We start from the raw sequence: 23,630 nt of genomic DNA on the forward strand, positions 1-23,630 counted from the left end.
GTGCAGTTCATCGGCTGCGATTATTGTTCGTGTGAACGCCTCGTGAACGCCACGTTTCCAACGATCAAGAGCCGTACGGACTCATCGAGAGAAGCCGGACACCTGCTGTTTCACGGGTGTTACGGCCCGATGGCTCGATCCTGAGTCGTCTTTCCTTCTCTTGAAAAGGACCGTGCCATGAACCTTGCCGAACAACCCGGACAGTCGCCGATTCTGAATGCGCAAAAGCTCGTCGAGCTGGCGACGCAAACCCGCCCCACGCTGGTGTGCCTGTCGCATTTGCGCTGGGGTTTTGTTTTTCAGCGACCGCAGCATGTGATGTCGCGTCTGGCACAGCACTACGATGTGATTTTTTTTGAAGAACCGCTGGTGTCCGGTAGTGAGAGTCCCTGGCTGGAAACGTCAACGCCCGTCGCAGGCATACAAGTGGCGGTCCCGCATGTGCCCGAAGGTCTCGATCACGAAGCCGTGGTGTCAGCGCAACGAGCCTTGCTCGACCAACTGCTTGTCGGGCGTGAGCAGGGCGATCTGCTGCTCTGGTATTTCACCCCGATGAGCCTGGCATTTACCGATCACCTCGATGCGCAAGTCACGATCTACGACTGCATGGATGAGCTGTCGGCGTTCATGGGCGCGCCGGCGCAATTGATCGACATGGAGCGCTTGCTGATGGGCCGGGCAGACGTGGTCTTCACCGGCGGCGTCAGTCTGTGGGAGGTCAAGCAGCGCCAGCATGGCAATGCTTATCCGGTGCCGAGCAGCGTCGATATCGCACACTTCGCAGTGGCGCGCCAGGATGTGCCGGAACCAGCGGATCAGGCCCTGATCGCACGGCCACGCCTGGGTTTTTTTGGTGTCATCGATGAGCGCTTCGATATCGACCTGATCGACCAGGTCGCGCAGCAACGTGCCGATTGGCAAATCGTGCTGGTCGGGCCGGTGGTCAAGATCGATCCGCAGACCCTGCCACGTCGGCCGAACATTCATTATCTGGGGGCGAAGCAATACGCCGAACTACCTGCCTATCTCAGCGGTTGGGACGTGGCGCTGATGCCGTTCGCCCTCAACGCTTCCACTCGTTTTATCAGCCCGACCAAGACCCCGGAATATCTCGCTGGCGGCTGTCCGGTGGTATCGACACCGATCCACGATGTGATCAGCGGCTACGGGGAGAGCGGGGCGGTGTTCATTGCCGATACGGCCGGGGCGTTCATCGAAGCGATCGAGCGCGCGCTGCCGCTCAAAGGCACCGATGAATTTGTACAACGCGCCGACGCCGCTATCGCGGGCATGTCGTGGGACAACACTTGCCGCTTCATGAAGGAGCAGATCGAATGTCTCAGATAACCCTTGAAGCGGCCAGATCCGGCCCATCCAGTCAGACCGACAGTGGGGTCTATGACTATTTGATCGTCGGCGCCGGGTTTGCCGGCAGTGTCATCGCCGAACGTTTGGCCGAAGGCCTCGGCCGCCACGTGCTGCTGATCGATCGCCGCGACCATATCGCCGGCAATGCCTACGACCATTACGATGCCGCGGGCGTATTGGTGCACCGCTACGGTCCGCACATTTTTCACACCAACGCGCAGCGCATCGTCGATTACCTGTCGCGTTTTACCGAGTGGCGTCCTTACGAGCACCGAGTGCTGGCCAGGGTTGACGGCCAGTTGGTGCCGATCCCGATCAACCTGAGTACGCTCAATGCGCTCTACGGTTTGTCGATGAACTCGGTCGAGGCGGAACAGTTTCTGGCCGAGCGCGCCGAACCGGTTGCGACGATTCGCACCTCCGAAGACGTGGTGGTCAACCAGATCGGCCGTGAGCTGTATGAAAAATTCTTTCGCGGCTACACGCGAAAACAGTGGGGGCTCGATCCATCGGCGCTGGACAAATCGGTCACCTCGCGGGTGCCGACGCGCACCAACGAGGACGACCGCTACTTCACCGACACGTTCCAGATCATGCCGCTGCACGGTTACACGCAAATGTTCGAGCGGATGCTCGATCACCCGCGAATCGATCTGTTGCTGAGCGCGGACTTCAAGCACGTGCGCGATGTGGTGAAGTACCGGCACGTCATTTACTGCGGGCCGATCGACGAGTACTTCGACTTTCAGTTGGGGCGTTTGCCGTACCGCTCCTTGCGCTTCGAGCATCAGACGCTGGAGCAGGAACGCTATCAACCGGTCGCCGTGGTGAATTTCCCCGACCCCGAGGTGCCGTACACGCGGATCACCGAGTACAAGCATCTCACCGGTCAGACGCACCCGAGCACCAGCATCAGCTATGAGTTTCCCTGTGACGACGGCGACCCGTATTACCCGGTGCCACGCCCGGAAAACGCCGAGCTGTACAAACGCTATCGGGCGCTCGCCGAGCAAACCCCGAACGTGACGTTTCTTGGGCGGCTGGGCACTTACAAGTACTACAACATGGACCAGGTCGTCGGGCAGGCGTTGGCGTTGTATCGCGATATCGAAGCGCAAAGCCAGACGCTGCCCGATGAGGCGAGGCTGGATGCCTGATGACCGCGCAGCCGAAGGGTGACGGACTCGAGCCCGCTGCGCTGTTTGACAGCTTTGTGATGGCCGGTTACGAATGTTCCAGTCAGCGCCGCCGCGATGGTCGACGGCTGGATCTGCTCAGCAGCACCGGCCACGCGCAGTGGGCAGACAAGGACTATCGGCAACTGGCCGATCTGCGCATCCGCTGCGCACGGGACGGGTTGCGCTGGCATCTGATCGAAAGCAGCCCCGGCCGATATGACTGGGGCAGTTTTCTGCCGATGCTCAAAGCGGCGCAAGGCGCGCAACTGCAAGTGGTCTGGGACTTGTGCCATTACGGCTATCCGGATGATCTGGATATCTGGCAGCCGGCGTTTGTCGAGCGCTTCGCCCGTTTTGCTGGTGCCGCGGCGCGACTGATGAGCGATGAAGGGGTCAGCGTGCCGTTCTATTCGCCGATCAACGAAATCTCTTTCTGGAGTTGGGCCGGCGGTGATGTCGGCTATTTCAACCCCGGTGCTCACGGGCGCGGGCAAGAGCTCAAACATCAGTTGGTTCGAGCGAGCATCGCGGCGATCGAGGCGATTCGCGAACAGGCGCCGGCCGCGCGTTTCGTCCAGTGCGACCCGTTGATCAACGTCATCTCCGGCTCGCGGCGCAGCGACGAGCTGGAAAACGCCGAGCGATATCGCCTGGCGCAGTTCGAAGCCTGGGACTTGCTGGCCGGGCGGCAATGGCCTGGACTGGGCGGGCAGGAACATTACCTGGACATCATCGGTGCAAACTTTTACCCGCATAACCAGTGGTTTTTCGAAGGGGCGCGAATCCACCGCGGTGAACGCGATTACCGGCCGCTGGCCGGCATGCTCAAAGAACTGCATCAGCGTTATCAGCGACCGCTGCTGATCTCGGAAACCGGGGCGGAGGACACCGAGCGCGTGCCGTGGCTGCGCTATATCGTCGAGCAGGTGCAAATCGCGCTCGCGCGTGGCGTGCCGGTGCAGGGCATTTGCTGGTACCCGTTTCTCGATTACCCCGGCTGGGATGATGACCGTTACTGTCCGACCGGAGTTTTCGGCTATCCCGATGGCGAGGGCCAGCGCGCGGGTTTTCATCCGTTGTGTGTTGAGCTTGTGCAAGTGCCCGAGCGCATCGGCGAGCAGCTGCATCTGGCTGACAAGCGGTGGCCGCGATGAGTTTTCAGCATTTGCGTCATGAGCCATTGCCGGCCTCGGCGAGTGCGTTCTTGTGGCGTTATGTCAGGGTGCGGCCATTTCACTTCAGCACCATGTTGGCGCTGGTGATCGGTGCTGCGTGCTGCGCGGTGGCGGTGCAGTACGGCATGAAACTGCTGGTCGATGCGATGGCCGGTGAGTCACAGGCCGGGCAAGTGTGGCGCGCGTTCAGCCTGTTCATTGCATTGATCGTGCTGGAAAACGTGTTGTGGCGACTCGGCGGCTGGGTCGGCTGCTACACCGTGGTCGGCAGTTGTGCGGATCTGCGTGTGGATCTGTTTCATCACCTGACCGGCCACCCGATGCGCTATTTCAAACGGCACTTCAGCGGCTCGCTGGCCAACCGGGTGGCGGCGGCCGGTGGCGCCGCCGATGTCGTCTACGGCGGTATGGCGTGGCGCATCGTGCCGCCCTGCGTGGATTTCCTCGGCGCGGTGGTGGTGCTGTTTTCGGTGCGCGATTCCATGGCGCTGGCGTTGATCGTCTGCGTGTTGCTGGTGGCGGCGTTGCTGACGATGGTCGGGGTGCGCGGCAGGCACCGGCATATCGCGTTCGCCTCGCAGTCGGCACGGGTCGGTGGCGAGATCGTCGATCTGGTCTCCAATGTCTGGACCATCAAGGCGTTTTCCGGACGCGAGCGTGAGCGTCAGCGGCTGGAGCGCGAGATCGGCATCGAGGCCGCTGCCCATCGACGCAGCTGGATCTATCTGGAAAAGGCCCGTGTGCTGCACGATGTCTGCCTGTCGATCATGGCCGGAGCGATGTTGGGCTGGGCCATCCTGTTATGGCGGCAGGGCCAGGTGACGGCGGGCGATGTGGTGATGGTCAGCGCGCTGACCTTTCGCATTCTTCACGGTTCGCGCGATCTGGCGTTGGCGCTGGTCGATGCCAGCCAGCAAATGGGCGTGATTGCCGAAACCCTGAGCATCATCGCGCAACCCCACGAACTCAGCGACACGCCGGAGGAACTGGCACCGACGCGCGGCGGCATCAAACTGCTCGACGTCAGCTATGCCTATCCGGACGGTTGTCAGGTGTTCAAGCACCTGTTTCTGGAAATACCGCCGGGGCAGAGTGTTGGCATCGCCGGCACCTCGGGCTCGGGCAAATCCACCTTGCTCAGCCTGTTGCAACGGCTTGATGACGTGCAAAGCGGCGTGATCCTCATCGACGATCGGGACATCCGTTCGGTCAGCCAGGACAGCTTGCGCCGGCAGATCGCCGTCGTGCCGCAGGAGCCTGCGTTGTTCAATCGCAGCATTCTGGAAAACATCGGCTACGGCCAGCCCCACGCCACCGAGGAGCAAATCATCGATGCCGCCCGGCAAGCGTTCTGCGATGAGTTCGTGCAGGCCTTACCCGAGGGTTACCACACGCCGGTCGGAGAACGCGGCGTCACGCTTTCCGGCGGCCAGCGTCAGCGCCTGGGGCTGGCGCGCGCGTTTCTCAAGAACGCGCCGATCCTGATTCTGGACGAGGCGACCTCGGCGCTGGATTCCGATTCCGAAGCGATTATCCAGCGCGCGTTAGCCAACCTGATGCGTGGCAGAACGGTGCTCGCCGTGGCGCACCGGCTCTCGACCATTGCCGGCTTCGACCGCGTGCTGGTGTTGGAACAAGGCGAGATCGTGCAAGACGGCCCGCCGGATGAATTGCGCCTGCGCCAAGGGCGATTTCGCACGCTCTGGCAGATGCAGGCGATGCTGCATGAGCGTTGAGCATTGTGCGGGTTTTGCCAGCCTCGCTGCGCTTGATGTCTGAGCGCGGTACTGCGCCGCTCATCGGGTTTCAGCGCAAGTAAATCGATGTTTTTCCTCGCTCTTATGGTCATCACCATGAGACCGCAAGCCTTTCAATACGGCCGTTGCGCTGTAGGACGCCATCCGTCGAAACAGAGGAATGGGCGCATGACTGGCGCAGTCGATTTTTCACAGCGTGCCTCGCGAGGCGTTGCGTGTTGACTGATTGAGGAGAGCAACAGATGACAAAAATTGACAACCTGCTGGACAACAAAGGCACGCCGTTGGACAAGCAGACGTTCACCTGGCGCGAGCTGGCCGGCAAACCGATCAGCAAGCTCGATGACGACGCGTTTACCCGTGTACGGGTGATTTTGATGAACGGGGTGGAGTCCGACGCGCTGCGACTCAAGCATTTCGGCGCGCGCTTTCACAAGGAACTGCAACTGCCGCTCGCACAGATTCGCCGCGCCGAGCAGCACCAGATGACTTCGATCAACTGGCTGCTCTCGGCGGATCATTCGCCACTGGAAACCACGGTGGCCTATGAGCAGGTGGCGATCGAGGTCACCGCTGCCGTCGCGCAGAACGAGCCCGATCCGTATCAGGCGCAGACCTACCGGTTTGGCCTGCTCGAAGACTTCGATCATTTGTATCGCTACGCCGCCATGCTCGATCGGCTCGAAGGCAAGGACGCCAACAACATCCTCCAGGGCTACACCGATCTCGTGCCCGGTCGGCCGACCAGCGAGCATCACCGCGCCCCTGGTGACGACCTGCGCGACAACTACGAAAAAGACAACGCCGCGCTGATCACCAAGATCCACGCGGCGCTGATCACCGGCGCCGAATACCAGACCCACGATTACTACATGAACATCGGCCCGCTGTTTGCCGATCCGGTAGCCCGCGCGCTGTATGCCGAGATCGCCTCGGTCGAAGAACAGCACGTCACCCAGTACGGCTCGTTGCAGGATCCTGCCGAAACGTTCATGGAGAAGTGGCTGGTCCACGAAGCGATGGAGGTCTACACCTACGCCAGTTGCGCCGAGCAGGAAGAGAACCCACGCCTCAAAGCGCTGTGGGAGCGCTACGTCGACTACGAGCTGGGGCACCTCAACCTGGCCTGCGAACTGTTCAAGAAGTACGAACGACGCGACCCCGCCGAAGTGCTCGCCGGACCATTGCCACGGATGATCGAGTTCAAGAGCCAGCGTGATTTCGTCCGCGAAACCCTGTCGCGGGAAGTCGACCTGCGCGCGCATGGCATCGACTACGTGCCCAAGGAGCGCGAAGCACGACCTTCCCTTGATTACCGCGCGCAACTCAACAGCGAGGGAGTGCCCGCCAACATCGCCTCGGCCGGCTACACCTTCAAACCGGGCACGGAACTCAACGAAGTGGGAGAACAGCAATGAGCGAACCTCAAGTCACCATCGGCACCAATCGCACCGGCATTCAGACCTCGCCGCAGGACACCGCTCGCCAATTGGAGGCGACTCGTATGTTCCCGGCCGATGTCCCGGGCGACATGAGCGACTACACCGCTGAACGTGAACGGGCGATTCGCGAGGCAGACCTGATCGGCTCGGTGCCGGCACCGGGCACCACCAAAGGCATGCTCAAGACCGCGCTGGACAAAACCATCGGCAAGGCCCCGGAAGTGCTGATCGACAAACTTGGCGAACGCCTGGCCTTCGAACGCACCGGCGTGCGCCTGTATGAGGCAATGGTCGCCAAGGCCACCTCGGCGCCCGGTGCCGATCCGGCGCTGGTCGACACGTTGCGGCAGATCCAGGCTGAAGAACTCGAACACATGAACATCGTGCGCGAAGCCATCGAAACCCTCGGCGGCGACCCCACCGCCATGACGCCGTGCGCGGACGTGGCCGGCGTCAAGGCGATGGGCGTGTTGCAAGTGCTGACCGACCCGCGCACCACGGTGTCGCAGTCGATGAGTGCGATCCTGACCATCGAACTCGAAGACAACGCCGCCTGGGAATTGCTGATCGAGCTGGCGCAGAAGGGCGGTCATCCGCTGATTGCCAAACGCTTTAAACATGCGCTGGAGCAAGAAGAAACCCACTTGGCCACGGTCCGCGAGTTCATCCGCAAAGACCTGCTCGAGCAAGTGAGCTGAGCGAAGTGCAATGCGTGGTTTACCTTGCCTGGCGAGGTAAACCACCGACCCGAGAAGGACACTATCGTGAGTGAGACCGATCTTGAAATGGAACTGAAAGCGTGGCGTCTGTTGCTGGAGGACGACGCTTATCGGCTGGATTTTCCCGAGGATTATCACCACACGTTGATCCAGCGTGCCGACGAATTGCTGCTGCACGAATGGATCACTCGGGACGACTGGCAGCTACTGAAGAACGCTGCTGACCAAGCCCGGGAATTTACCCTCGAGAGCCTTGCGCGCGAACAGCGCGATTGCCTGAAAACCTCATGGCTGCAATTCCCGAGGGGGCACGAAGAGCGACAGCTTGAGCAACCGCCGCACGCGGCAGCTACCCATGGGAGCGTCATCATGACTGAAGAAAAGAACGATCAACCCGACGAACCGAACAACCAACCGAACGACACCGTGCCGGCGCATTCCACCGAGCAGGAGCGCGAACGCTTGAAGGACTTCAACAAGGACGGCATCCCCCCGGGGAACTGCTGACTGCCCTCAAGCCCAGAGCACGCGGAGTATTTCACCATGCAAGTACAAGTAGACAGCAACCATATCGAAGGCAGCGCCGAACTGCAGGAGTGGGTGGGCAGTACGGTGGTCGATGAACTGGACCGCTATACCTCGTTTCTGACCCGTCTCGAGATTCATGTCGGCGACGTCAATGCGCAGAAGGCCGGCGCGCAAGACAAACGCTGCCAGATCGAAGCGCACCCCAAAGGGCACAGTTCGCTGTCGGCCAGCCACCATGCCGAGAGTCTGGAACTGGCCGTCGCCGGCGCGGCGAAAAAAATCGCCCATGCGCTGGAGCATCTGGTGGGGCGCTTGTCACCGCGCGTTGAGTCGACCGGACGCCTCACGGCACCGCCGGTCCGCGAGGATTCGCCAGCGGAAATCGACGCCATGCTCGAAGACGAGTTTCTCGCCAAACAAGCTGACCTGGAGAAAGAGTAAGGAGTGTCGTCATGGCCCGGATTCAACCGTTTACTCACGAGACACTGAACACCTTGCGTTCGATGCCGACTGAAACCGGGGCGGCGGCGGTTTATCGTTATTGATCAGTCAATCCGAGCGCCGGCGATGGACTGCTGGCGCCATCATGTAGTTTTCAATGAAGGCGCGATGCCGGCGTTATCGGCGCGTGGCGCTGCGCGTGACAGTTTTTCACAGATGAAGGTTCACAATCGGTTACAAACTGTGGCTAAAATGCCACCTTTCACCGACGCCGGATGGCGGCGTGGGCTCAAGGACGTGCCACTTTGTATTCAGACCGCTGCACAAGGCGCTGGGCCTTCGGCCACCCGGCGCGCAGTTTGTTCACTTCTGACGTGTGACGATTTCCGTGAAACTCATCATTGCTGCTATCTATGTCGTTTCGATTGCCTACGTTCACCTGCGTGGGCGTGTGCGGCACAAGCTCGGTCGACAACTGAGCGACCACTCGACGTTTCTCGCGCCGATCAATTGCTTCCTCTATCTGTTTTCGAAAAAGCCGAACCAGCCTTATCTCGACCCGAGCGAGTTTCCCGACCTGAGCCCGTTGCAGGCTCACTGGGAGGAGATTCGCGAAGAAGGTCAGAATCTGTTGCGTGCCGGTGAGATCAAACGCTCGAACCAGTACGATGACGTGGGTTTCAACTCGTTCTTCAAAAGCGGCTGGAAGCGTTTCTATCTGAAGTGGTACGGCGAGAGCCATCCTTCGGCGATGAAGCTCTGCCCGCGCACCACTGAACTGGTGCAGAGCATTGGCTCGATCAAGGCGGCGATGTTTGCCGAACTGCCACCGGGTTCGAAACTGGTGCGTCATCGCGATCCGTATGCCGGTTCGTACCGCTATCACTTGGGCCTGGATACGCCTAACGATGCCGGTTGCTACATCAACGTTGACGGTGAGAGCTATCACTGGCGCGATGGCGAGGCGGTGATGTTCGACGAGACGTTTATTCATTACGCGGAAAACACCACTGACCAGAATCGCATCATTCTGTTTTGTGACATTGAGCGGCCGATGAAGTATCGCTGGGCGGCGGCGTTCAATAGCTGGTTCAGTCGTACGGTGATGTCGGCGGCGGGTGCGCCGAATGATGCGGGGGATCGTACGGGTGGCATTAACCGTTTGTTTGCGCGGATCTACAAGATTCGGTTGCGGGGCAAGGAGCTGAAGAAGCGTAACCGTACGCGTTATTACCTGGAGAAGTGGGCGATTTTTGCTGGGTTGTTGGCGATCTTCATTCTGATCTGATCACGGGCTGGTTTTTGCTGGGTACATATCCGTTGCTGCGGTAACGGCGGCTTAGGGTTTCGCCCTTACGGCGAGTCACCTTTTTCAAACGCCAAAAAGGTAACCCAAAACGCTTGCTCCTGCGTTCGGCCCTCGCAGGCTCGGGTCCCTTCGCTGCGGGATCGATCCGGGCGCAGCGGCTACGGTTTGCTTCGCTGCACCTACTTCCGCTGTGTCTGGCTGCGCCAGACGGTCGCTGCGCTCCCACGCCTGGATCAATCCCTCCGCTCAGCCTTCCGATGTCGCTGGTCAGGCAAGATCAAGAGCACTCGAGCTAACGCTCATTGTTGAGTGGTTAGAAGCGGGTGGTTGGCTTTTGATTTGTGGTGGATTTTCCCCTCACCCCAGCCCTCTCCCGAGGGAGAGGGGGCCGATCTTTGGGCTTTTCAAATTTTGCGTTCGGCTCGGTATCGCAGGTCGGTGTAGCTCTCGCATCCACCACGGTCAGTCCCCTCTCCCTCGGGGAGAGGGCTAGGGTGAGGGGCTTTTGATTTTCAGCCTTCATCCCTTCAACACCGCCGGTGGCCAGGATCAAAAGCAGGCGAGCTGACACTCGGCCTATTGAGTGGTGAGACGCGGCGCATGGCTTGGGATTTGTTTTGGATTCGCCCCTCACCCCAGCCCTCTCCCGAGGGAGAGGGGGCCGATCTTTGGGTTTTTCAAATTTTGCGTTCGGCTCGGTATCGCAGGTCGGTGTAGCTCTCGCACCCACCACGGTCAGTCCCCTCTCCCTCGGGGAGAGGGCTAGGGTGAGGGGCTTTTGATTTTCAGCCTTCATCCCTTCAACACCGCCGGTGACCAGGATCAAAAGCAGGCGAGCTGACACTCGGCCTATTGAGTGGTGAGAAGCGGCGCATGGCTTGGGATTTGTTTTGGATTCCCCTCACCCCAGCCCTCTCCCGAGGGAGAGGGGGCCGATCTTTGGGCTTTTCAAATTTTGCGTTCGGCTCGGTATCGCAGGTCGGTGTAGCTCTCGCACCCACCACGGTCAGTCCCCTCTCCCTCGGGGAGAGGGCTAGGGTGAGGGGCTTTTGATTTTCAGCCTTCATCCCTTCAACACCGCCGGTGACCAGGATCAAAAGCAGGCGAGCTGACACTCGGCCTATTGAGTGGTGAGAAGCGGCGCATGGCTTGGGATTTGTTTTGGATTCCCCTCACCCCAGCCCTCTCCCGAGGGAGAGGGGGCCGATCTTTGGGCTTTTCAAATTTTGCGTTCGGCTCGGTATCGCAGGTCGGTGTAGCTCACGCATCCACCACGGTCAGTCCCCTCTCCCTCGGGGAGAGGGCTAGGGTGAGGGGCTTTTGATTTTCAGCCCTCATTTCGCTTGCTATTGCTCATCCAGACGCCTTCTTCGTCCGCTTCGCCGGCGCCTTGGCCGCCGGTTTTGACTTGGACTTGGCCGGGGCCTTGCCGCCGAGGCTGCGTTTGAGCAGTTCGGTCAAATCGATAACGTCAGCGGTTTTACGTTCTTCCTCGCCGCCCACTGTTTCAACATCTTCGATCTTGCCTTCATGGGCTTTCTTCTCGACCAGCGCCATGATCTTGTCTTCGAACTCGTCCTTGTAGTCGTCGGGGCTCCAGTCGCCGCTCATGTCTTCTACCAGGCGTTTGGCCATGTCCAGTTCGCCCTTGGCCAGCTGTGGCTTGGTCACTTCGCTGCCCAGTGCCAGTTCATCGAGGCTGCGCACTTCCTGCGGCCAGCGCAGTTTTACCAGTACCAGCGCATCTTCCACCGGCATCAGCGCGGCGAGGTACTGCCGGGTGTGCAAGACCACGCGGGAGAGGGCGACTTTGTTGGTTTTGCTCAGGGTTTCGCGCAGCAGGGCGTAGACCTTGCCGCCGCGCTTGTCCGGGGCCAGGTAATACGGCGTGTCGATGTTTTGCAGGGGAATCTGTTCGGCGTCGACGAAGGAGAAGATGTCGATGGTCTGGGTCGACACCGGGTGCGCCGAGCGGATTTCTTCCTCGCTTAGCACCACATAACGGCCTTTTTCATAGGCCACGCCTTTGACGATGTTTTCCTTGGTGACTTCCTTGCCGGTGACCTTGTTTACCCGTTTATAGCCCACCGGTTCCATGCTGCGGCTGTCGAGCCAATCGAAATCCACGCCCTGCGACGAGGTTGCCGAGACCAGCGCGACAGGGATGTGAACCAGTCCGAAACTGATCGCGCCTTTCCAGATTGCTCGAGCCATAGCCAGTTCTCCGAGTGATGATCGGATGACCTGCGCGCCGGGCGGAAAGTTTCCCCTGAATGCGTGGGCCGGGAACCACTTGGTCAAGTTGTGTTACATGTTGTTTAAGACGTGTGGGTTAACAAATCCGAACCTGCAGCGTAGCGTGGACTCGAAGGCTCTATTCCTTGCTCATCGAGAGGCTGCGTCATGACGCGAATCATGCTTGGCATCTTTGCCCTGCTGCTCAGCGGCGGTATGGTCCATGCTGACCTGTTACTGGCGCAGACCCCCACCGGCAACAGCAATAACCCGTACAACAGCCCGATTCGCCGGGCCAATCCCAACAGCATGCAAGGCACCCAGCCGAGCACACCGCCGATGCGCGGTCCCAACACCGTTCCGACGCCGCGTCAGCCCACCGTCGAGAACCGTGGCATTGGCAACGGCCAACCGATTCGCTCGGTGCCGAGTCACCCGCCGACCTTCATTCCCAACCCGCCTCCGCGCAGCGGAGACAGCCACCGTTGAGCGGCAGAACCGTACTCTGCCGGCCCCTGAAACGAACAAAAGGAATCGTGCATGTTGCGTAAAACCCTTTTAGCCACACTGTGCGCCGGTGCGCTGATCAGCGCGCCAGCCTTCGCCGCTGCGCCCAAAGAGCTGCAAAGCGAGCAGGGCACCCTCGAAGTCACCACCGTCGCCGCAGGGCTGGAACATCCGTGGGCGCTGGCATTTCTGCCGGATCGCCAGGGCATGCTGGTGACCGAGCGGCCGGGCAATCTGCGTGTAGTCGGCAACGACGGCAAACTGTCGGCGCCGATCTCCGGTGTGCCGCAGGTCTGGGCCAAGGGGCAGGGCGGTTTGCTGGACGTGGTGCTGTCGCCGGACTTCAAGGAGGATCGGCTGGTTTATCTGTCCTATGCCGAAGGCGGTGGTGCCGGCAACAAGGCCGGGACGGCGGTCGGGCGCGGGCGGCTTTCCGATGACTTGAAGACGTTGAAGGATTTCAAAGTGATCTTCCGTCAGGAGCCAAAGCTTTCGGTCAGCAATCATTTCGGCTCGCGGCTGGTGTTCGACCGCGACGGCTATCTGTTCATCACCTTGGGCGAGAACAACGACCGGCCGACCGCGCAGGATCTCGACAAGCTGCAAGGCAAGGTCGTGCGCTTGTACCCGGACGGCAAAGTCCCGGACGACAATCCCTTCGTCGGCCAATCCGGCGTCCGGCCGGAGATCTGGGCCTATGGCCTGCGCAATCCGCAGGGTGCCGCGCTCAACCCCTGGACCGGCACGCTGTGGGAAAACGAACACGGCCCGCGTGGTGGCGACGAGGTAAACATCATCGAGCGCGGCAAGAACTATGGCTGGCCGCTGGCAACCCACGGCATCAATTACTCGATGCAACCCATTCCTGAAGCTCAGGGCAAAACCGCCGAAGGCACGGTGGCCCCGCACCATGTCTGGGAAAAATCGCCGGGCGTCACCGGCATGACGTTCTACGATGGCGACCGCTTCAAAGCATGGCAGCACAACGCGTTTATCGGTGCGCTGGTGACGCAGGAGCTGATCCGTTTGCAGTTCGACGGCGACAAGGTCGTGCACGAAGAACGCTTGCTGGGCGAACTGAATCAACGAATCCGTGATGTGCGCCAGGGGCCGGATGGTTATCTGTATGTGCTGACCGATGAGGATAAAGGTTCGCTGTACAGGATTGGTCTGAAGTAAGACCCCATTGCCATAAAACTCGGAGAATCTCTATTGATAGAGCGGACGCCTTCGCGAGCAGGCTCGCTCCCACACATGGAATGCCATACCCCTGTGTGCGAGCCTGCTCGCGAAGAGGCCGGTCCAGGCAAAGCAAAACTCAGGACAGTCCCGCATTTGGCCGAACCGCCGCCGTGATGCCTTGTTATAGTTCGGGCCTCATTTCACGCCCGGTAAAGGATCACTGCCATGTCTCAATACTCCGCCTTCAGCGTCGAACTGGCCGATAACATCGCCCATGTGCAGATCAATCGCCCGGAAAAGATCAACGCGATGAACGCCGCGTTCTGGAGCGAGATCATCGAGATTTTCCAGTGGATCGATGACACCGACGAAGTGCGCGTGGTGGTGCTCAGCGGCAACGGCAAACATTTTTCCTCGGGCATCGATTTGATGATGCTGGCCGGGGTTGCCAATGAACTGGGCAAGGACGTCGGGCGCAATGCGCGGCTGCTGCGGCGCAAGATTCTCGCCCTGCAAGCCTCGTTCAATGCTGTCGACAATTGCCGCAAACCGGTGCTGGCCGCGGTTCAGGGCTATTGCCTGGGCGGTGCGATCGACCTGATTTCTGCCTGCGACATGCGCTACGCCGCCGAGGACGCGCAATTCTCGATCAAGGAAATCGATATCGGCATGGCTGCCGATGTTGGCACTTTGCAACGGTTGCCACGGATCATCGGTGACGGCATGCTGCGTGAACTGGCTTACACCGGTCGCACCTTTGGTGCTGACGAGGCGCGTAATATCGGCTTGGTCAATCGCGTTTACAGCGACAAGGACGCACTGCTCGAAGGCGTGTTCGACATCGCTCGCGAGATTGCCTCGAAATCGCCGATCGCGGTCACCGGCACCAAGGAAATGATCAGCTACATGCGCGACCATCGCATCGACGACGGCCTCGAATACGTTGCCACCTGGAACGCCGCCATGCTGCAATCCACGGACTTGCGCGTGGCCATGGCCGCCCATATGAGCAAACAGAAACCCGAATTTCTGGACTGAGAAACCATGACAGCTCGCTGGACCACTGCAGTACTCGACACCGATCAACCCGGCGGCATGGCCGTGGCGCGCAGCCCGGAAGGCTTTCTGTTCGATGACAACGGCGCGCTGTTTCCTCGCGAATGGCTCAAGCGCCAGGACCTGTCGATCCTCGCCGAGCATGGCATTGGCCATCTCGATGGCGAGCCGGTGTATCTGTTCGAGTTGCGCAGTGCCAGCGAGGTGCCGGGTTGCAACTGGAAAGGTCTGCGCGCGTTCATGCTCGAAGGCGACCACACAATCTACAAAGTCCTCGGTTACGCCGCGCAGATCGGCACCTATGCCCGCGAGCATCGTTTCTGCGGCAATTGCGGGCAACCCATGACGCAGGTGCCGCGCGAACGGGCGATGTATTGCCAGCCCTGCGACCTGCGCAGTTACCCGCGGATCTCGCCGAGCATGATCGTGCTGATCACGCGGGGCGATGAAGTGCTGCTGGCACGTTCACCGCGTTTCGTCACCGGCGTCTACAGCACCCTGGCCGGGTTCGCCGAGCCGGGCGAATCGGCCGAGGAATGCCTGATTCGCGAGGTGCGCGAAGAAGTGCAGATCGAAGTGAAGAATATCCAGTACATGGGCAGCCAGTGCTGGCCGTTTCCGCATTCGATGATGCTCGGCTTCCATGCCGAATACGCCGGCGGTGAGATTGTCTGTCAGGAAGACGAGATCGAAGACGCCCAGTGGTTCAACGTGCACGACTTGCCGCCGCTGCCGGCGTCGAAATCGATTGCCCGTTATCTGATCGACGTCTACGTCGCGCGGCGCTTAGGCCACGCTGAACCAGTGCTGCCAGGCTAGACGTACGGTCAAGCCCAGCACCACGGTAATGAACACCGGGCGAATGAACTTGGCGCCGCCGCTGATCGCCGTGCGCGCGCCAAAGAACGCGCCGACCATCACCGACAGGCCCATGCACAGGCCGATGATCCAGTCGACCTGACCGGAAAAGATGAACACCGACAGCGCCGCAATGTTGCTGACGAAGTTCATGCTGCGCGCCACGCCGCTGGCCTTGACCAGATCGATCGGGTACAGCAGCAGGCTGCTCACGGTCCAGAACGCACCAGTGCCGGGGCCCGCGACACCATCATAGAAGCCGAGGCTGAAGCCTTGGGTTGATTGCCATTTCTTTTTGATCGGCGCGTTGCTGTCCAGCGGCGCCTTCGGCGTGCCCCCAAACAACAGATAGAGCCCGCAGGCAAAGACAATCACCGGCAGCATCTTGTTCAGCCACTCGGCGGGCAGGTAATGCGCGACGACGGCACCGGTCAGCGCGCCGACCAGCGTGCCGACGATCGCGTGGGTCCATTGGCGCGGATGGAACAGTTTGCGCTTATAGAAGGTGAAACTGGCGGTCGCCGAACCGAAGGTCGAACTCAGTTTATTGGTGCCCAGCACCAGATGCGGCGGCAGACCCGCGGTGAGCAGGGCGGGCGTGGTCAGCAAACCGCCGCCGCCAGCGATGGCATCGATGAAACCGGCAAGGAAGGCAACAGCGGCCAGAATGGCCAGGGTGGTGAGGTCAACGCTGAGTTCGAAGGGCATGGAATCGGCTTATTCGGCAAGGCGCAGAACGTGGGCTGCGGGGAGGCCGGACATGTTACTCATTTCCAAGTGTTGCGGCGACAGTTACGGCGCCATCGCCAGCAGGCTGGCTCCCACAGGGGATCTCTATTCAAAGAAAAACCTATGTGGGAGCCAGCCTGCTGGCGATTACTGCCAACCCGGCTTCAAAAGTGACTCCATAACCATTCTCTGACTCAAAACCCTGCACTATCAAAAATGCGGCCTAAAGCCATTACCTGTTCATTCGTTCTACTCAGGGTCATTGCTGGCCGGGCCGTCCTCTTCGCGAGCAGGCTCGCTCCCGCTGAGGAGCGCATCATCACATTCACAAGGAGTTTCAAACGTGAAAGGTTTCAAGGGGTATATCGGTTTCGTCACATTGGCGCTGGGATCGGCCAGTGCGTGGGCCGATCTGCCTCACAGTTCGATTCTCAGCCGTTACGGCGTGACTACCGAGCAATCGCCGAGCGCGGCAGACGTCAGGGTCGTCGAACCTGTCGAAGCAAAAAGCCGTTTTCAGATCCAGCCCGAACAACCCTACGTAACGTTTCGCCTGGGCGACGGGGTGGTCTCGCAAACCACCGGCAATCCGATCATCGATCGCATGGAGCAGCAGGACCTGGCGCGTTGCCGGCGCCTGCAAGAGGAACTCGCCCGGCGTGGCGGCACCTATGTCAGTTGCGACAACAGCATTCCGGGCATGAGCCAGCCCCGGTAATTGCGCCGTTGGAGCTGCCTCGTGCGGCAGCTCCGCTTGCAGCCTTCAGTCTTCTTCGCGAACGGTGGCGACTTCGTCTGCACGAACCTTCACTTTCGCCCCGGAGATGTCTTCGAACTCATAGAAGCCATCATCGGTTTTGGTCTTCGGCATGTCCTTGGTCAGATACTGGGTGCCGTTCTGCAATGTGACGACGGTTGCGGTCGAGCAACCGCCCAGGGCCAGGGCTGCGGCGATGGCCAAAGGAATGCCCAGTGTCTTGAATTTCATACCCACCTCGTGTGCCTCATTCATGTGCTGCCGAGCATTGTCGGCTTCTAACGCGGTTGGTGCCATCCGCACCGGAAAAGTTCGATGGCCCCGGTAAAAAAATGCCATTGATCATTTTCCGTTTGCGCCGGGCGGGGCAGAGCTGATATCTGTACGCATAACCAGTATCCGCTTCGCCATGGCCCTGAATTCCGTGACTGCCAACCCCCTCGACGACCCGTTCTATTACCTTAACAACTTCCGCCAAGTGCTTGATTGGCTTGGACTTCGTTACGCGGACGTGATGAGCGATCGCGAGCATGTCTTTATTTGTGACTTCAATGCCTTGCCGCGCCCGGCACAGGGCTTGCTGGTGCGGATGGTCATGCGCAAGGGCGTGCATTTTCGTGCTGGCAAACTCAATTACCTGGAAATTGGCGACATAGCTGAAGCGGCTCAGCCATTGCTGGCCCACGGCTGGATCGAGGAACACGCGCCGCTGACGCTCGCCGAGTTGTTCGATGTGCTGCTCAAGGCCGAGTTGCTGCAAGCGTTCGGCGCTGCCATCGAGCAGCCCAAGGGACGCAAGGATGACTGGTTACCGCAACTGGCCGAACAGTTCAGCGAGCCGCGCAGCCTGCGCGACTGGGCGCCGCAACTGGACGACCGTCTGTTCAGACTGACCCTGATGGACCTGTGCGACCGATTGCGCCTGATGTTCTTCGGCAATCTGTACCAGGATTGGTCGGAATTCGTCCTCGCCGACCTCGGCATCTTTACCTACGAAAAGGTCGAATTCTGCGCCGACTCGCGCGGCCTGCGCAGTCGTGACGACGTCGACGCCTGCCTGTTCCTGCACCAATGCCAATTGCGCTTTGAGGCCGGTGAGCCGCTTGAAGTGATCGTCGCGCAGGTCAGCGCGCTGCACTTCGACAACCCGTGGCTGCAACGGCGGCGCGGCAAGGTGTTGTTTCAGATCGGCCAGTATTGCGAGCGCATCAGCGAATTTGCCCTGGCCCTGAGCATCTACGGCGATTGCGCCTATCCGGGCGCACGTTTGCGCATGATCCGCGTGCTGGAGCGCAGTGGCGAATACCCGCTGGCGCTGGAACTGGCGACCCTCGCGCAGCAGGCCCCGGAAAGCGCCGCCGAGCAACAGGGGTTGCAGCGTATCGTGCCGCGCTTGCGGCGCAAGCTCGGTGGGCCGCCGCTCAAACGCGCAGCGGCGAGAGCGGTCGAGCGTCTGGATCTGCATTTACCCAGAGTCGATCCGACGTTGTCCGTCGAGTATTACGTGCAGGCGCACCTGCACGATGACGAAGGCCCGGTGCATTACGTGGAAAACAGCCTGATCAATTCGCTGTTCGGCCTGCTGTGCTGGCCGGCGATTTTCGCGCCATTGCCCGGCGCGTTCTTTCACCCGTTCCAGCGCGGGCCGGTGGATTTGCTCAACGAAGACTTTCAGCAGCGCCGCACCGAGCTGTTTCAGGCGTGCCTGAGCGAGCTCGACGACGGCCGCTACACTGCAACCATTCGCGAACGCTTCGTTGCCAAGTGGGGCATTCAGTCACCGTTCGTGTTCTGGGGTGCATTGCACGAGCAATTGCTGGAACAGGCGCTGGCCTGCCTGCCGGCTGAACATCTGAAACACTGGTTCAACCGCTTGTTGCTCGACATCAAGGCCAACCGCGCCGGCATGCCCGATCTGATCCAGTTCTGGCCGCAGCGCAAGACCTACCGAATGATCGAAGTCAAAGGCCCCGGCGATCGATTGCAGGACAACCAGCTGCGTTGGCTGGAGTTCTGCCACGAACACCAGATGCCGGTAGCCGTGTGTTACGTGCAATGGGCGGAGCAGAGCGCTTGAGCTACAGCATCGCCGTGCGCGCACTGTGCGAATTTACCGCCAAGAGCGGTGACCTCGATTTGCGTTTCACCCCGTCACCCACCGCGCTGGAAGGCATCGCCGGGCATCGCACCGTGGCGTCGCGGCGCAGCGAGCAATATCAGAGCGAGGTGGCGCTCGAAGGCGAGTTCCGCCAGTTGAAGGTCAAGGGCAGGGCGGACGGCTACGACCCTACGGCCAACTGCCTGGAAGAAGTCAAAACCTATCGCGGCGATCTGAACAAGCAGCCGGCCAACCACCGCCAGTTGCATTGGGCGCAGGCGAAGATCTATGGCTGGTTGATGTGCTGCAAACTCGATCTGGAACAGATCAATCTGGCGCTGGTGTACTTCGACATCGTCAGCGAGAAGGAAACCTGTCTGGTCGAGTCGTTCAGCGCCGAAACCCTCAAAGGCTTTTTCGAGCAGCAATGCGCGTTGTTCCTGCTCTGGGCCGAGCAGGAAATGGCCCATCGCGACGCGCGTAACCTGGCGGCGCAGCAACTGACGTTTCCCCATACGGATTTCCGCCCCGGCCAACGGCATCTGGCCGAATCGGTGTTCAAAGCGGTCAGCACCGGTCGCTGCCTGATGGCGCAGGCGCCGACCGGCATCGGCAAGACCCTCGGCACGCTGTTCCCGATGCTCAAGGCGCTGGCGCCGCAGCAACTGGACAAGGTGTTCTTCCTCACTGCCAAGACGCCGGGACGCAAACTGGCGCTGGATGCCAGCCAGGTGTTGTTCAAGCAGTCGCCGGCATTGCCCTTGCGGGTCCTGGAAATGGTCGCTCGCGACAAGGCCTGCGAGTACCCGGACAAAGCCTGTCATGGCGACTCCTGCCCGCTGGCCCAGGGCTTTTACGATCGCCTGCCCGCGGCGCGCGAGGCGGCCAGTCGTTTGCGCTTGCTTGATCAAGTCGCCATGCGTGAAGTGGCCGCGCAACATGCGGTGTGTCCTTATTACCTGAGCCAGGAAATGGCGCGCTGGGCCGACGTGGTGGTGGCCGACTACAACTATTACTTCGACTTCAGCGCGCTGCTGTTCGGCCTCGCCCAGCTCAACCAATGGAAAGTCGCGGTGCTCGCCGACGAGGCGCACAACCTCGTCGAGCGCGGCCGGCAGATGTACAGCGCCAGCCTTGATCAGTTCGTGCTGGGCACCGTGCGTAAAAACGCCCCCGCGCCGCTGAAGAACAGCCTGCAGCGACTGAACCGCGAATGGAACGCCCTGCACGCGCCGCAAACGCTGGCGTATCAGGCCTACGACAAGGCGCCGGAAAAACTTCTGCAGGCGATCTCGCTGTGTTGTGCCGCCATCGGCGACTACCTCAACGAACACCCGCAAGGCCTCGACAGTGGCTTGCAGAACTTCTATTTCGACCTGCTGCAATTTGCCCGCGTGGCCGAGCTGTACGACGCGCATTACCTGTTCGATATCAGCAAACGCGACCTCGAGCGCAAAAAACCGCTGTCGCAGCTGTGCCTGCGCAACGTCGTGCCGGCGGCGTTCATTGGCCCACGGCTGACGGCGGCGCGCAGCAGTGTGCTGTTTTCCGCCACGCTCAGCCCGCGCAACTATTACGCCGATCTGCTCGGCACACCGGCCGATACCGTGTGGATTGACGTCGAATCACCGTTCCAGGCCGAACAGCTGGATGTGCAGATCGTCAGCCGCATTTCCACCCGGTTCAACCATCGTCAGGCGTCGCTGGAACCGATCGTCGAACTGATCGCACGCCAGTTCAGTGAGCGCCCGGGCAATTATCTGGCGTTCTTCAGCAGCTTCGATTATCTGCAACAAGTGGCGGCGCTGATGGCCGAGCGTTATCCGCACATCACTCTTTGGCAACAGTCCCGGGGCATGGTCGAAGGCGCGCGGCAGGCGTTTCTCGACCAATTCACCGCAGACAGCCAGGGCATCGGTTTCGCCGTGCTCGGCGGTGCGTTCGGCGAGGGCATCGATCTGCCTGGTGCGCGTTTGATCGGCGCGTTCATCGCCACACTGGGGCTGGCCCAGCTCAACCCGATCAATGAACAGCTGAAACGGCGCATGGCGGCAATCTTCGGTGCCGGTTATGACTACACCTATTTGTACCCCGGCCTGCAAAAAGTCGTGCAGGCCGCTGGCCGGGTCATACGTACCCGTGAGGATCGCGGCGTGGTCATGTTGATCGATGACCGCTTTGCCGAAAGCCGGATCAAGCAACTATTGCCGCGCTGGTGGGCAATCAATCATGAAACCACGTCTTCCCAAATCGGCGGATTGCCGCATAATTTCGCTCATGACAACGGCCGGTGAGCATGATGAGCGAAAACACTAAAGACGCTGTGATCGAGAACATGCGTTTTCGCCTGCTGATCGATTCGGTGATCGATTACGCGATCTACATGATCGACCCGGACGGCATCATCACCAGCTGGAACTCCGGGGCCAAGCGCTTCAAGGGCTATGAAGAGGCGGAGATCCTCGGCGAACACTTTTCACGGTTCTACACCGCTGAAGACCGCGCCGCCGGTTTGCCGCAGCGCGCACTGAACACGGCGATCAACGAAGGGCGTTTCGAAGGCGAGGGCTGGCGGGTGCGCAAGGATGGCACCAACTTCTGGTCGCACGTGGTGATCGACCCGATCATCGACCCGGATGGCCGCTTGCTCGGCTTCGCCAAGATCACCCGTGACCTCACCGATCGCAAGATGGCCGAGGAAACCCTCAAGCAAAGCGAACAGCAGTTCCGCCTGCTGGTACAGGGCGTTACCGATTACGCGATCTACATGCTCAGCCCCGAAGGCCGGGTCAGTAACTGGAACCAGGGCGCGCAGCGGATCAAGGGCTATCTGCCGGAAGAAATCATCGGTCAGCATTTCTCGATCTTCTACACCCCTGAAGACCGCGAACTCGGCGAGCCGCAACGCTCGCTGGAAATCGCCACCCGTGAAGGTCGTTTCGAGAACAAGAGCTGGCGCATGCGCAAGGACGGCACGCGGTTCCTGGCGCATGTGGTGGTCGATGCGATTCGCGGCGATACCGGCATTCTGCTGGGTTTTGCCAAGATCACCCGCGATATCACCGAAGCCCATCAGTCCCGCCAGGCACTGGAAAAAACCCGTGAAGCGCTGTTTCAGGCGCAGAAGATGCAGGCCATCGGTCAACTCAGCGGCGGCATTGCCCATGATTTCAATAACCTGTTGACGGTGATCCTCGGCAATCTGGAGATCGTGCAAAAGCGCATGGGTGCCGACCCGAAAATCAGCCGTCTGCTGGAAAACGCCACCCAGGGTGCCTTGCGCGGTGTGTCGCTGACCCAGCGCATGCTGGCGTTCGCGCGCCGCCAGGAACTCAAGACCGAATCGGTCGACATCGCCCAGTTGGTGCAGGGCATCACCGGTTTGCTGCGCAGCTCGCTGGGGCCGGGCATCCGCATCGAGACGCTCTTTCCCGACGATCTGCAGCCAGTGCTGGCCGACAACAATCAGCTGGAACTGGCCTTGCTCAATCTGGCGACCAATGCCCGCGACGCCATGCCTGACGGCGGCACGGTGACCATCACCGCGCAGCCGCAGGTGGTGCTGGAGCTGGGCGATTCGCAGTTGCCGGCCGGGCGTTACGTCTGTCTGAGCCTGACCGACACCGGGGAGGGCATGGATGCGCAGACGCTGGCTTCGGCCCGCGACCCGTTTTTCACCACCAAGGGCTTGGGCAAGGGCACAGGGCTGGGCTTGTCGATGGTCCACGGTTTTATCGAACAGCTCGGTGGCCGTTTCATGCTCAAGAGCGAAAAGGGCCAGGGCACCACGGCTGAGCTGTGGATTCCGGTGGCGCTCGAGGGCGTCGCCAGCAAACCGCAGTTTTCCTCGGCTGCGCCGGTTTCGGTGCCACGCCTCAGCGTACTGGTGGTCGATGACGACTCGCTGGTATTGACCAGCACCAGCCTGCTGCTTGAAGACCTCGGTCATCGCGTTCTCGGTGCCACTTCCGGTGAACAAGCGTTGCGCCTGTTCGATCAGGGCGAAGTCATCGACTTGATGATCACCGACATGGCCATGCCGAAAATGAGCGGCGCGCAACTGGCGCACGCCGTGCGTATGCTCAAACCGGACCTGCCGATCATCCTCGCCACCGGTTATGCCGAACGCCTGGAAGGCTTCGCCGCCGAACTGCCGCGCTTGCCCAAGCCATTCACGCAGATGGGACTCGTGGCGATCATTGCGCAATCGATGAAATGAGGCGCTGGTCAGTTCGCCTGAACTTGTCCGTCACCGAGGGTTTCGAAAGGTTTTTAACCACCTCGGAGCGCG

20 protein-coding genes are annotated in these 23,630 nt (G+C 60.5%); 17 read left to right on the plus strand and 3 right to left on the minus strand.

Annotation, left to right across the window (positions count from 1 at the left end; genetic code table 11):
* Positions 1-177: 177 nt before the first annotated feature.
* From BLU24_RS14610 to lpxO, 9 genes are all read left to right on the plus strand, one after another.
* Positions 178-1,347 carry a glycosyltransferase family 1 protein gene (locus BLU24_RS14610; protein ID WP_093101415.1) on the plus strand — a complete coding sequence of 390 codons (1,170 nt, stop codon included), beginning with the start codon at positions 178-180 and terminating at the stop codon, positions 1,345-1,347.
* A complete protein-coding gene (glf, locus tag BLU24_RS14615; protein ID WP_093101417.1) occupies positions 1,335-2,525 on the plus strand; it encodes a UDP-galactopyranose mutase in 1,191 nt (396 codons plus the stop codon). Before BLU24_RS14610 ends, glf begins: the two co-directional genes overlap by 13 nt.
* Positions 2,525-3,700, plus strand: a complete 1,176-nt coding sequence (locus BLU24_RS14620; protein WP_093101419.1) for a beta-glucosidase — start codon at positions 2,525-2,527, stop codon at positions 3,698-3,700. Before glf ends, BLU24_RS14620 begins: the two co-directional genes overlap by 1 nt.
* Positions 3,697-5,457 carry an ABC transporter ATP-binding protein gene (locus tag BLU24_RS14625; RefSeq protein ID WP_093101421.1) on the plus strand — a complete coding sequence of 587 codons (1,761 nt, stop codon included), beginning with the start codon at positions 3,697-3,699 and terminating at the stop codon, positions 5,455-5,457. Before BLU24_RS14620 ends, BLU24_RS14625 begins: the two co-directional genes overlap by 4 nt.
* Before the next feature lie 263 nt (positions 5,458-5,720).
* On the plus strand, positions 5,721-6,896 hold the full coding sequence (locus BLU24_RS14630; RefSeq protein ID WP_090283611.1) for a hypothetical protein: 1,176 nt from the start codon (positions 5,721-5,723) through the stop codon (positions 6,894-6,896).
* Positions 6,893-7,618, plus strand: a complete 726-nt coding sequence (locus BLU24_RS14635) for a DUF892 family protein (RefSeq protein WP_093101423.1) — start codon at positions 6,893-6,895, stop codon at positions 7,616-7,618. The genes BLU24_RS14630 and BLU24_RS14635 overlap by 4 nt, the downstream gene beginning before the upstream one ends.
* 66 nt (positions 7,619-7,684) lie before the next feature.
* On the plus strand, positions 7,685-8,146 hold the full coding sequence (locus BLU24_RS27795; RefSeq protein WP_172833226.1) for a hypothetical protein: 462 nt from the start codon (positions 7,685-7,687) through the stop codon (positions 8,144-8,146).
* 36 nt (positions 8,147-8,182) lie between these two features.
* Complete coding sequence (locus tag BLU24_RS14650) at positions 8,183-8,608, plus strand: HPF/RaiA family ribosome-associated protein (protein WP_090283609.1); 426 nt, start codon at positions 8,183-8,185, stop codon at positions 8,606-8,608.
* A 388-nt stretch (positions 8,609-8,996) separates the two neighbouring features.
* Positions 8,997-9,896: a lipid A hydroxylase LpxO gene (gene lpxO, locus BLU24_RS14655; RefSeq protein ID WP_090283607.1), complete on the plus strand. Its 900-nt coding sequence runs from the start codon at positions 8,997-8,999 to the stop codon at positions 9,894-9,896.
* A 1,374-nt stretch (positions 9,897-11,270) separates the two neighbouring features.
* Here lpxO and ku read toward each other — a convergent pair.
* Positions 11,271-12,131, minus strand: coding sequence for a non-homologous end joining protein Ku (gene ku, locus BLU24_RS14660; RefSeq protein WP_093101425.1), 861 nt, complete (start codon positions 12,129-12,131; stop codon positions 11,271-11,273).
* A 189-nt stretch (positions 12,132-12,320) separates the two neighbouring features.
* On the opposite strand from ku, the gene BLU24_RS14665 reads away from it, so the two are divergent.
* The 4 genes from BLU24_RS14665 (at position 12,321) to nudC (ending at position 15,716) form a co-directional block, all read left to right on the plus strand.
* A complete protein-coding gene (locus BLU24_RS14665; RefSeq protein ID WP_093101427.1) occupies positions 12,321-12,641 on the plus strand; it encodes a hypothetical protein in 321 nt (106 codons plus the stop codon).
* Positions 12,642-12,692: 51 nt separating this feature from the next.
* Positions 12,693-13,838, plus strand: a complete 1,146-nt coding sequence (locus BLU24_RS14670; RefSeq protein WP_093101429.1) for a PQQ-dependent sugar dehydrogenase — start codon at positions 12,693-12,695, stop codon at positions 13,836-13,838.
* A 228-nt stretch (positions 13,839-14,066) separates the two neighbouring features.
* Positions 14,067-14,879 carry a crotonase/enoyl-CoA hydratase family protein gene (locus tag BLU24_RS14675; protein ID WP_093101431.1) on the plus strand — a complete coding sequence of 271 codons (813 nt, stop codon included), beginning with the start codon at positions 14,067-14,069 and terminating at the stop codon, positions 14,877-14,879.
* 6 nt (positions 14,880-14,885) lie between these two features.
* Positions 14,886-15,716, plus strand: a complete 831-nt coding sequence (gene nudC / locus BLU24_RS14680; RefSeq protein ID WP_093101433.1) for an NAD(+) diphosphatase — start codon at positions 14,886-14,888, stop codon at positions 15,714-15,716.
* Here the strand turns inward: nudC and BLU24_RS14685 are convergent.
* A complete protein-coding gene (locus BLU24_RS14685) occupies positions 15,684-16,463 on the minus strand; it encodes a TSUP family transporter (protein WP_090283594.1) in 780 nt (259 codons plus the stop codon). The two genes, nudC and BLU24_RS14685, sit on opposite strands and share 33 nt — an antisense overlap.
* 364 nt (positions 16,464-16,827) lie before the next feature.
* On the opposite strand from BLU24_RS14685, the gene BLU24_RS14690 reads away from it, so the two are divergent.
* Positions 16,828-17,202, plus strand: a complete 375-nt coding sequence (locus BLU24_RS14690; protein WP_093101435.1) for a hypothetical protein — start codon at positions 16,828-16,830, stop codon at positions 17,200-17,202.
* Positions 17,203-17,247: 45 nt separating this feature from the next.
* Here the strand turns inward: BLU24_RS14690 and BLU24_RS14695 are convergent, their stop codons facing one another.
* Entirely contained in the window at positions 17,248-17,472 is a 225-nt protein-coding gene (locus BLU24_RS14695; RefSeq protein ID WP_090283590.1) for a YgdI/YgdR family lipoprotein, read from the minus strand.
* Positions 17,473-17,650: 178 nt separating this feature from the next.
* Between BLU24_RS14695 and BLU24_RS14700 the strand changes: the two genes are divergently transcribed.
* The 3 genes from BLU24_RS14700 to BLU24_RS14710 are packed head-to-tail and all read left to right on the plus strand — an operon-like array spanning position 17,651 to position 23,558.
* On the plus strand, positions 17,651-19,318 hold the full coding sequence (locus BLU24_RS14700; protein ID WP_172833273.1) for a VRR-NUC domain-containing protein: 1,668 nt from the start codon (positions 17,651-17,653) through the stop codon (positions 19,316-19,318).
* Positions 19,315-21,633 (plus strand): ATP-dependent DNA helicase, encoded by a 2,319-nt coding sequence (locus BLU24_RS14705; protein ID WP_093101437.1) that lies wholly within the window; start codon positions 19,315-19,317, stop codon positions 21,631-21,633. Before BLU24_RS14700 ends, BLU24_RS14705 begins: the two co-directional genes overlap by 4 nt.
* 5 nt (positions 21,634-21,638) lie before the next feature.
* Entirely contained in the window at positions 21,639-23,558 is a 1,920-nt protein-coding gene (locus BLU24_RS14710) for a hybrid sensor histidine kinase/response regulator (protein WP_093106699.1), read from the plus strand.
* Positions 23,559-23,630 lie beyond the last annotated feature (72 nt).

Origin of the sequence: Pseudomonas sp. Z003-0.4C(8344-21) (assembly GCF_900104975.1) — a bacterium.
Classification (GTDB): domain Bacteria; phylum Pseudomonadota; class Gammaproteobacteria; order Pseudomonadales; family Pseudomonadaceae; genus Aquipseudomonas; species Aquipseudomonas granadensis.

What these genes read in the sequence shown, in the direction of transcription:
- BLU24_RS14685 (WP_090283594.1), bottom strand. Translation starts at nt 16,463, where the DNA reads ATGCCCTTCGAACTCAGCGTTGACCTCACCACCCTGGCCATTCTGGCC.
- BLU24_RS14670 (WP_093101429.1), top strand. Translation starts at nt 12,693, where the DNA reads ATGTTGCGTAAAACCCTTTTAGCCACACTGTGCGCCGGTGCGCTGATC.
- BLU24_RS14630 (WP_090283611.1), top strand. Translation starts at nt 5,721, where the DNA reads ATGACAAAAATTGACAACCTGCTGGACAACAAAGGCACGCCGTTGGAC.
- BLU24_RS14625 (WP_093101421.1), top strand. Translation starts at nt 3,697, where the DNA reads ATGAGTTTTCAGCATTTGCGTCATGAGCCATTGCCGGCCTCGGCGAGT.
- BLU24_RS14635 (WP_093101423.1), top strand. Translation starts at nt 6,893, where the DNA reads ATGAGCGAACCTCAAGTCACCATCGGCACCAATCGCACCGGCATTCAG.
- ku (WP_093101425.1), bottom strand. Translation starts at nt 12,131, where the DNA reads ATGGCTCGAGCAATCTGGAAAGGCGCGATCAGTTTCGGACTGGTTCAC.
- BLU24_RS14675 (WP_093101431.1), top strand. Translation starts at nt 14,067, where the DNA reads ATGTCTCAATACTCCGCCTTCAGCGTCGAACTGGCCGATAACATCGCC.
- BLU24_RS14700 (WP_172833273.1), top strand. Translation starts at nt 17,651, where the DNA reads ATGGCCCTGAATTCCGTGACTGCCAACCCCCTCGACGACCCGTTCTAT.
- BLU24_RS14610 (WP_093101415.1), top strand. Translation starts at nt 178, where the DNA reads ATGAACCTTGCCGAACAACCCGGACAGTCGCCGATTCTGAATGCGCAA.
- BLU24_RS14650 (WP_090283609.1), top strand. Translation starts at nt 8,183, where the DNA reads ATGCAAGTACAAGTAGACAGCAACCATATCGAAGGCAGCGCCGAACTG.
- BLU24_RS14695 (WP_090283590.1), bottom strand. Translation starts at nt 17,472, where the DNA reads ATGAAATTCAAGACACTGGGCATTCCTTTGGCCATCGCCGCAGCCCTG.
- BLU24_RS14620 (WP_093101419.1), top strand. Translation starts at nt 2,525, where the DNA reads ATGACCGCGCAGCCGAAGGGTGACGGACTCGAGCCCGCTGCGCTGTTT.
- BLU24_RS14665 (WP_093101427.1), top strand. Translation starts at nt 12,321, where the DNA reads ATGACGCGAATCATGCTTGGCATCTTTGCCCTGCTGCTCAGCGGCGGT.
- nudC (WP_093101433.1), top strand. Translation starts at nt 14,886, where the DNA reads ATGACAGCTCGCTGGACCACTGCAGTACTCGACACCGATCAACCCGGC.
- glf (WP_093101417.1), top strand. Translation starts at nt 1,335, where the DNA reads ATGTCTCAGATAACCCTTGAAGCGGCCAGATCCGGCCCATCCAGTCAG.
- BLU24_RS14710 (WP_093106699.1), top strand. Translation starts at nt 21,639, where the DNA reads ATGAGCGAAAACACTAAAGACGCTGTGATCGAGAACATGCGTTTTCGC.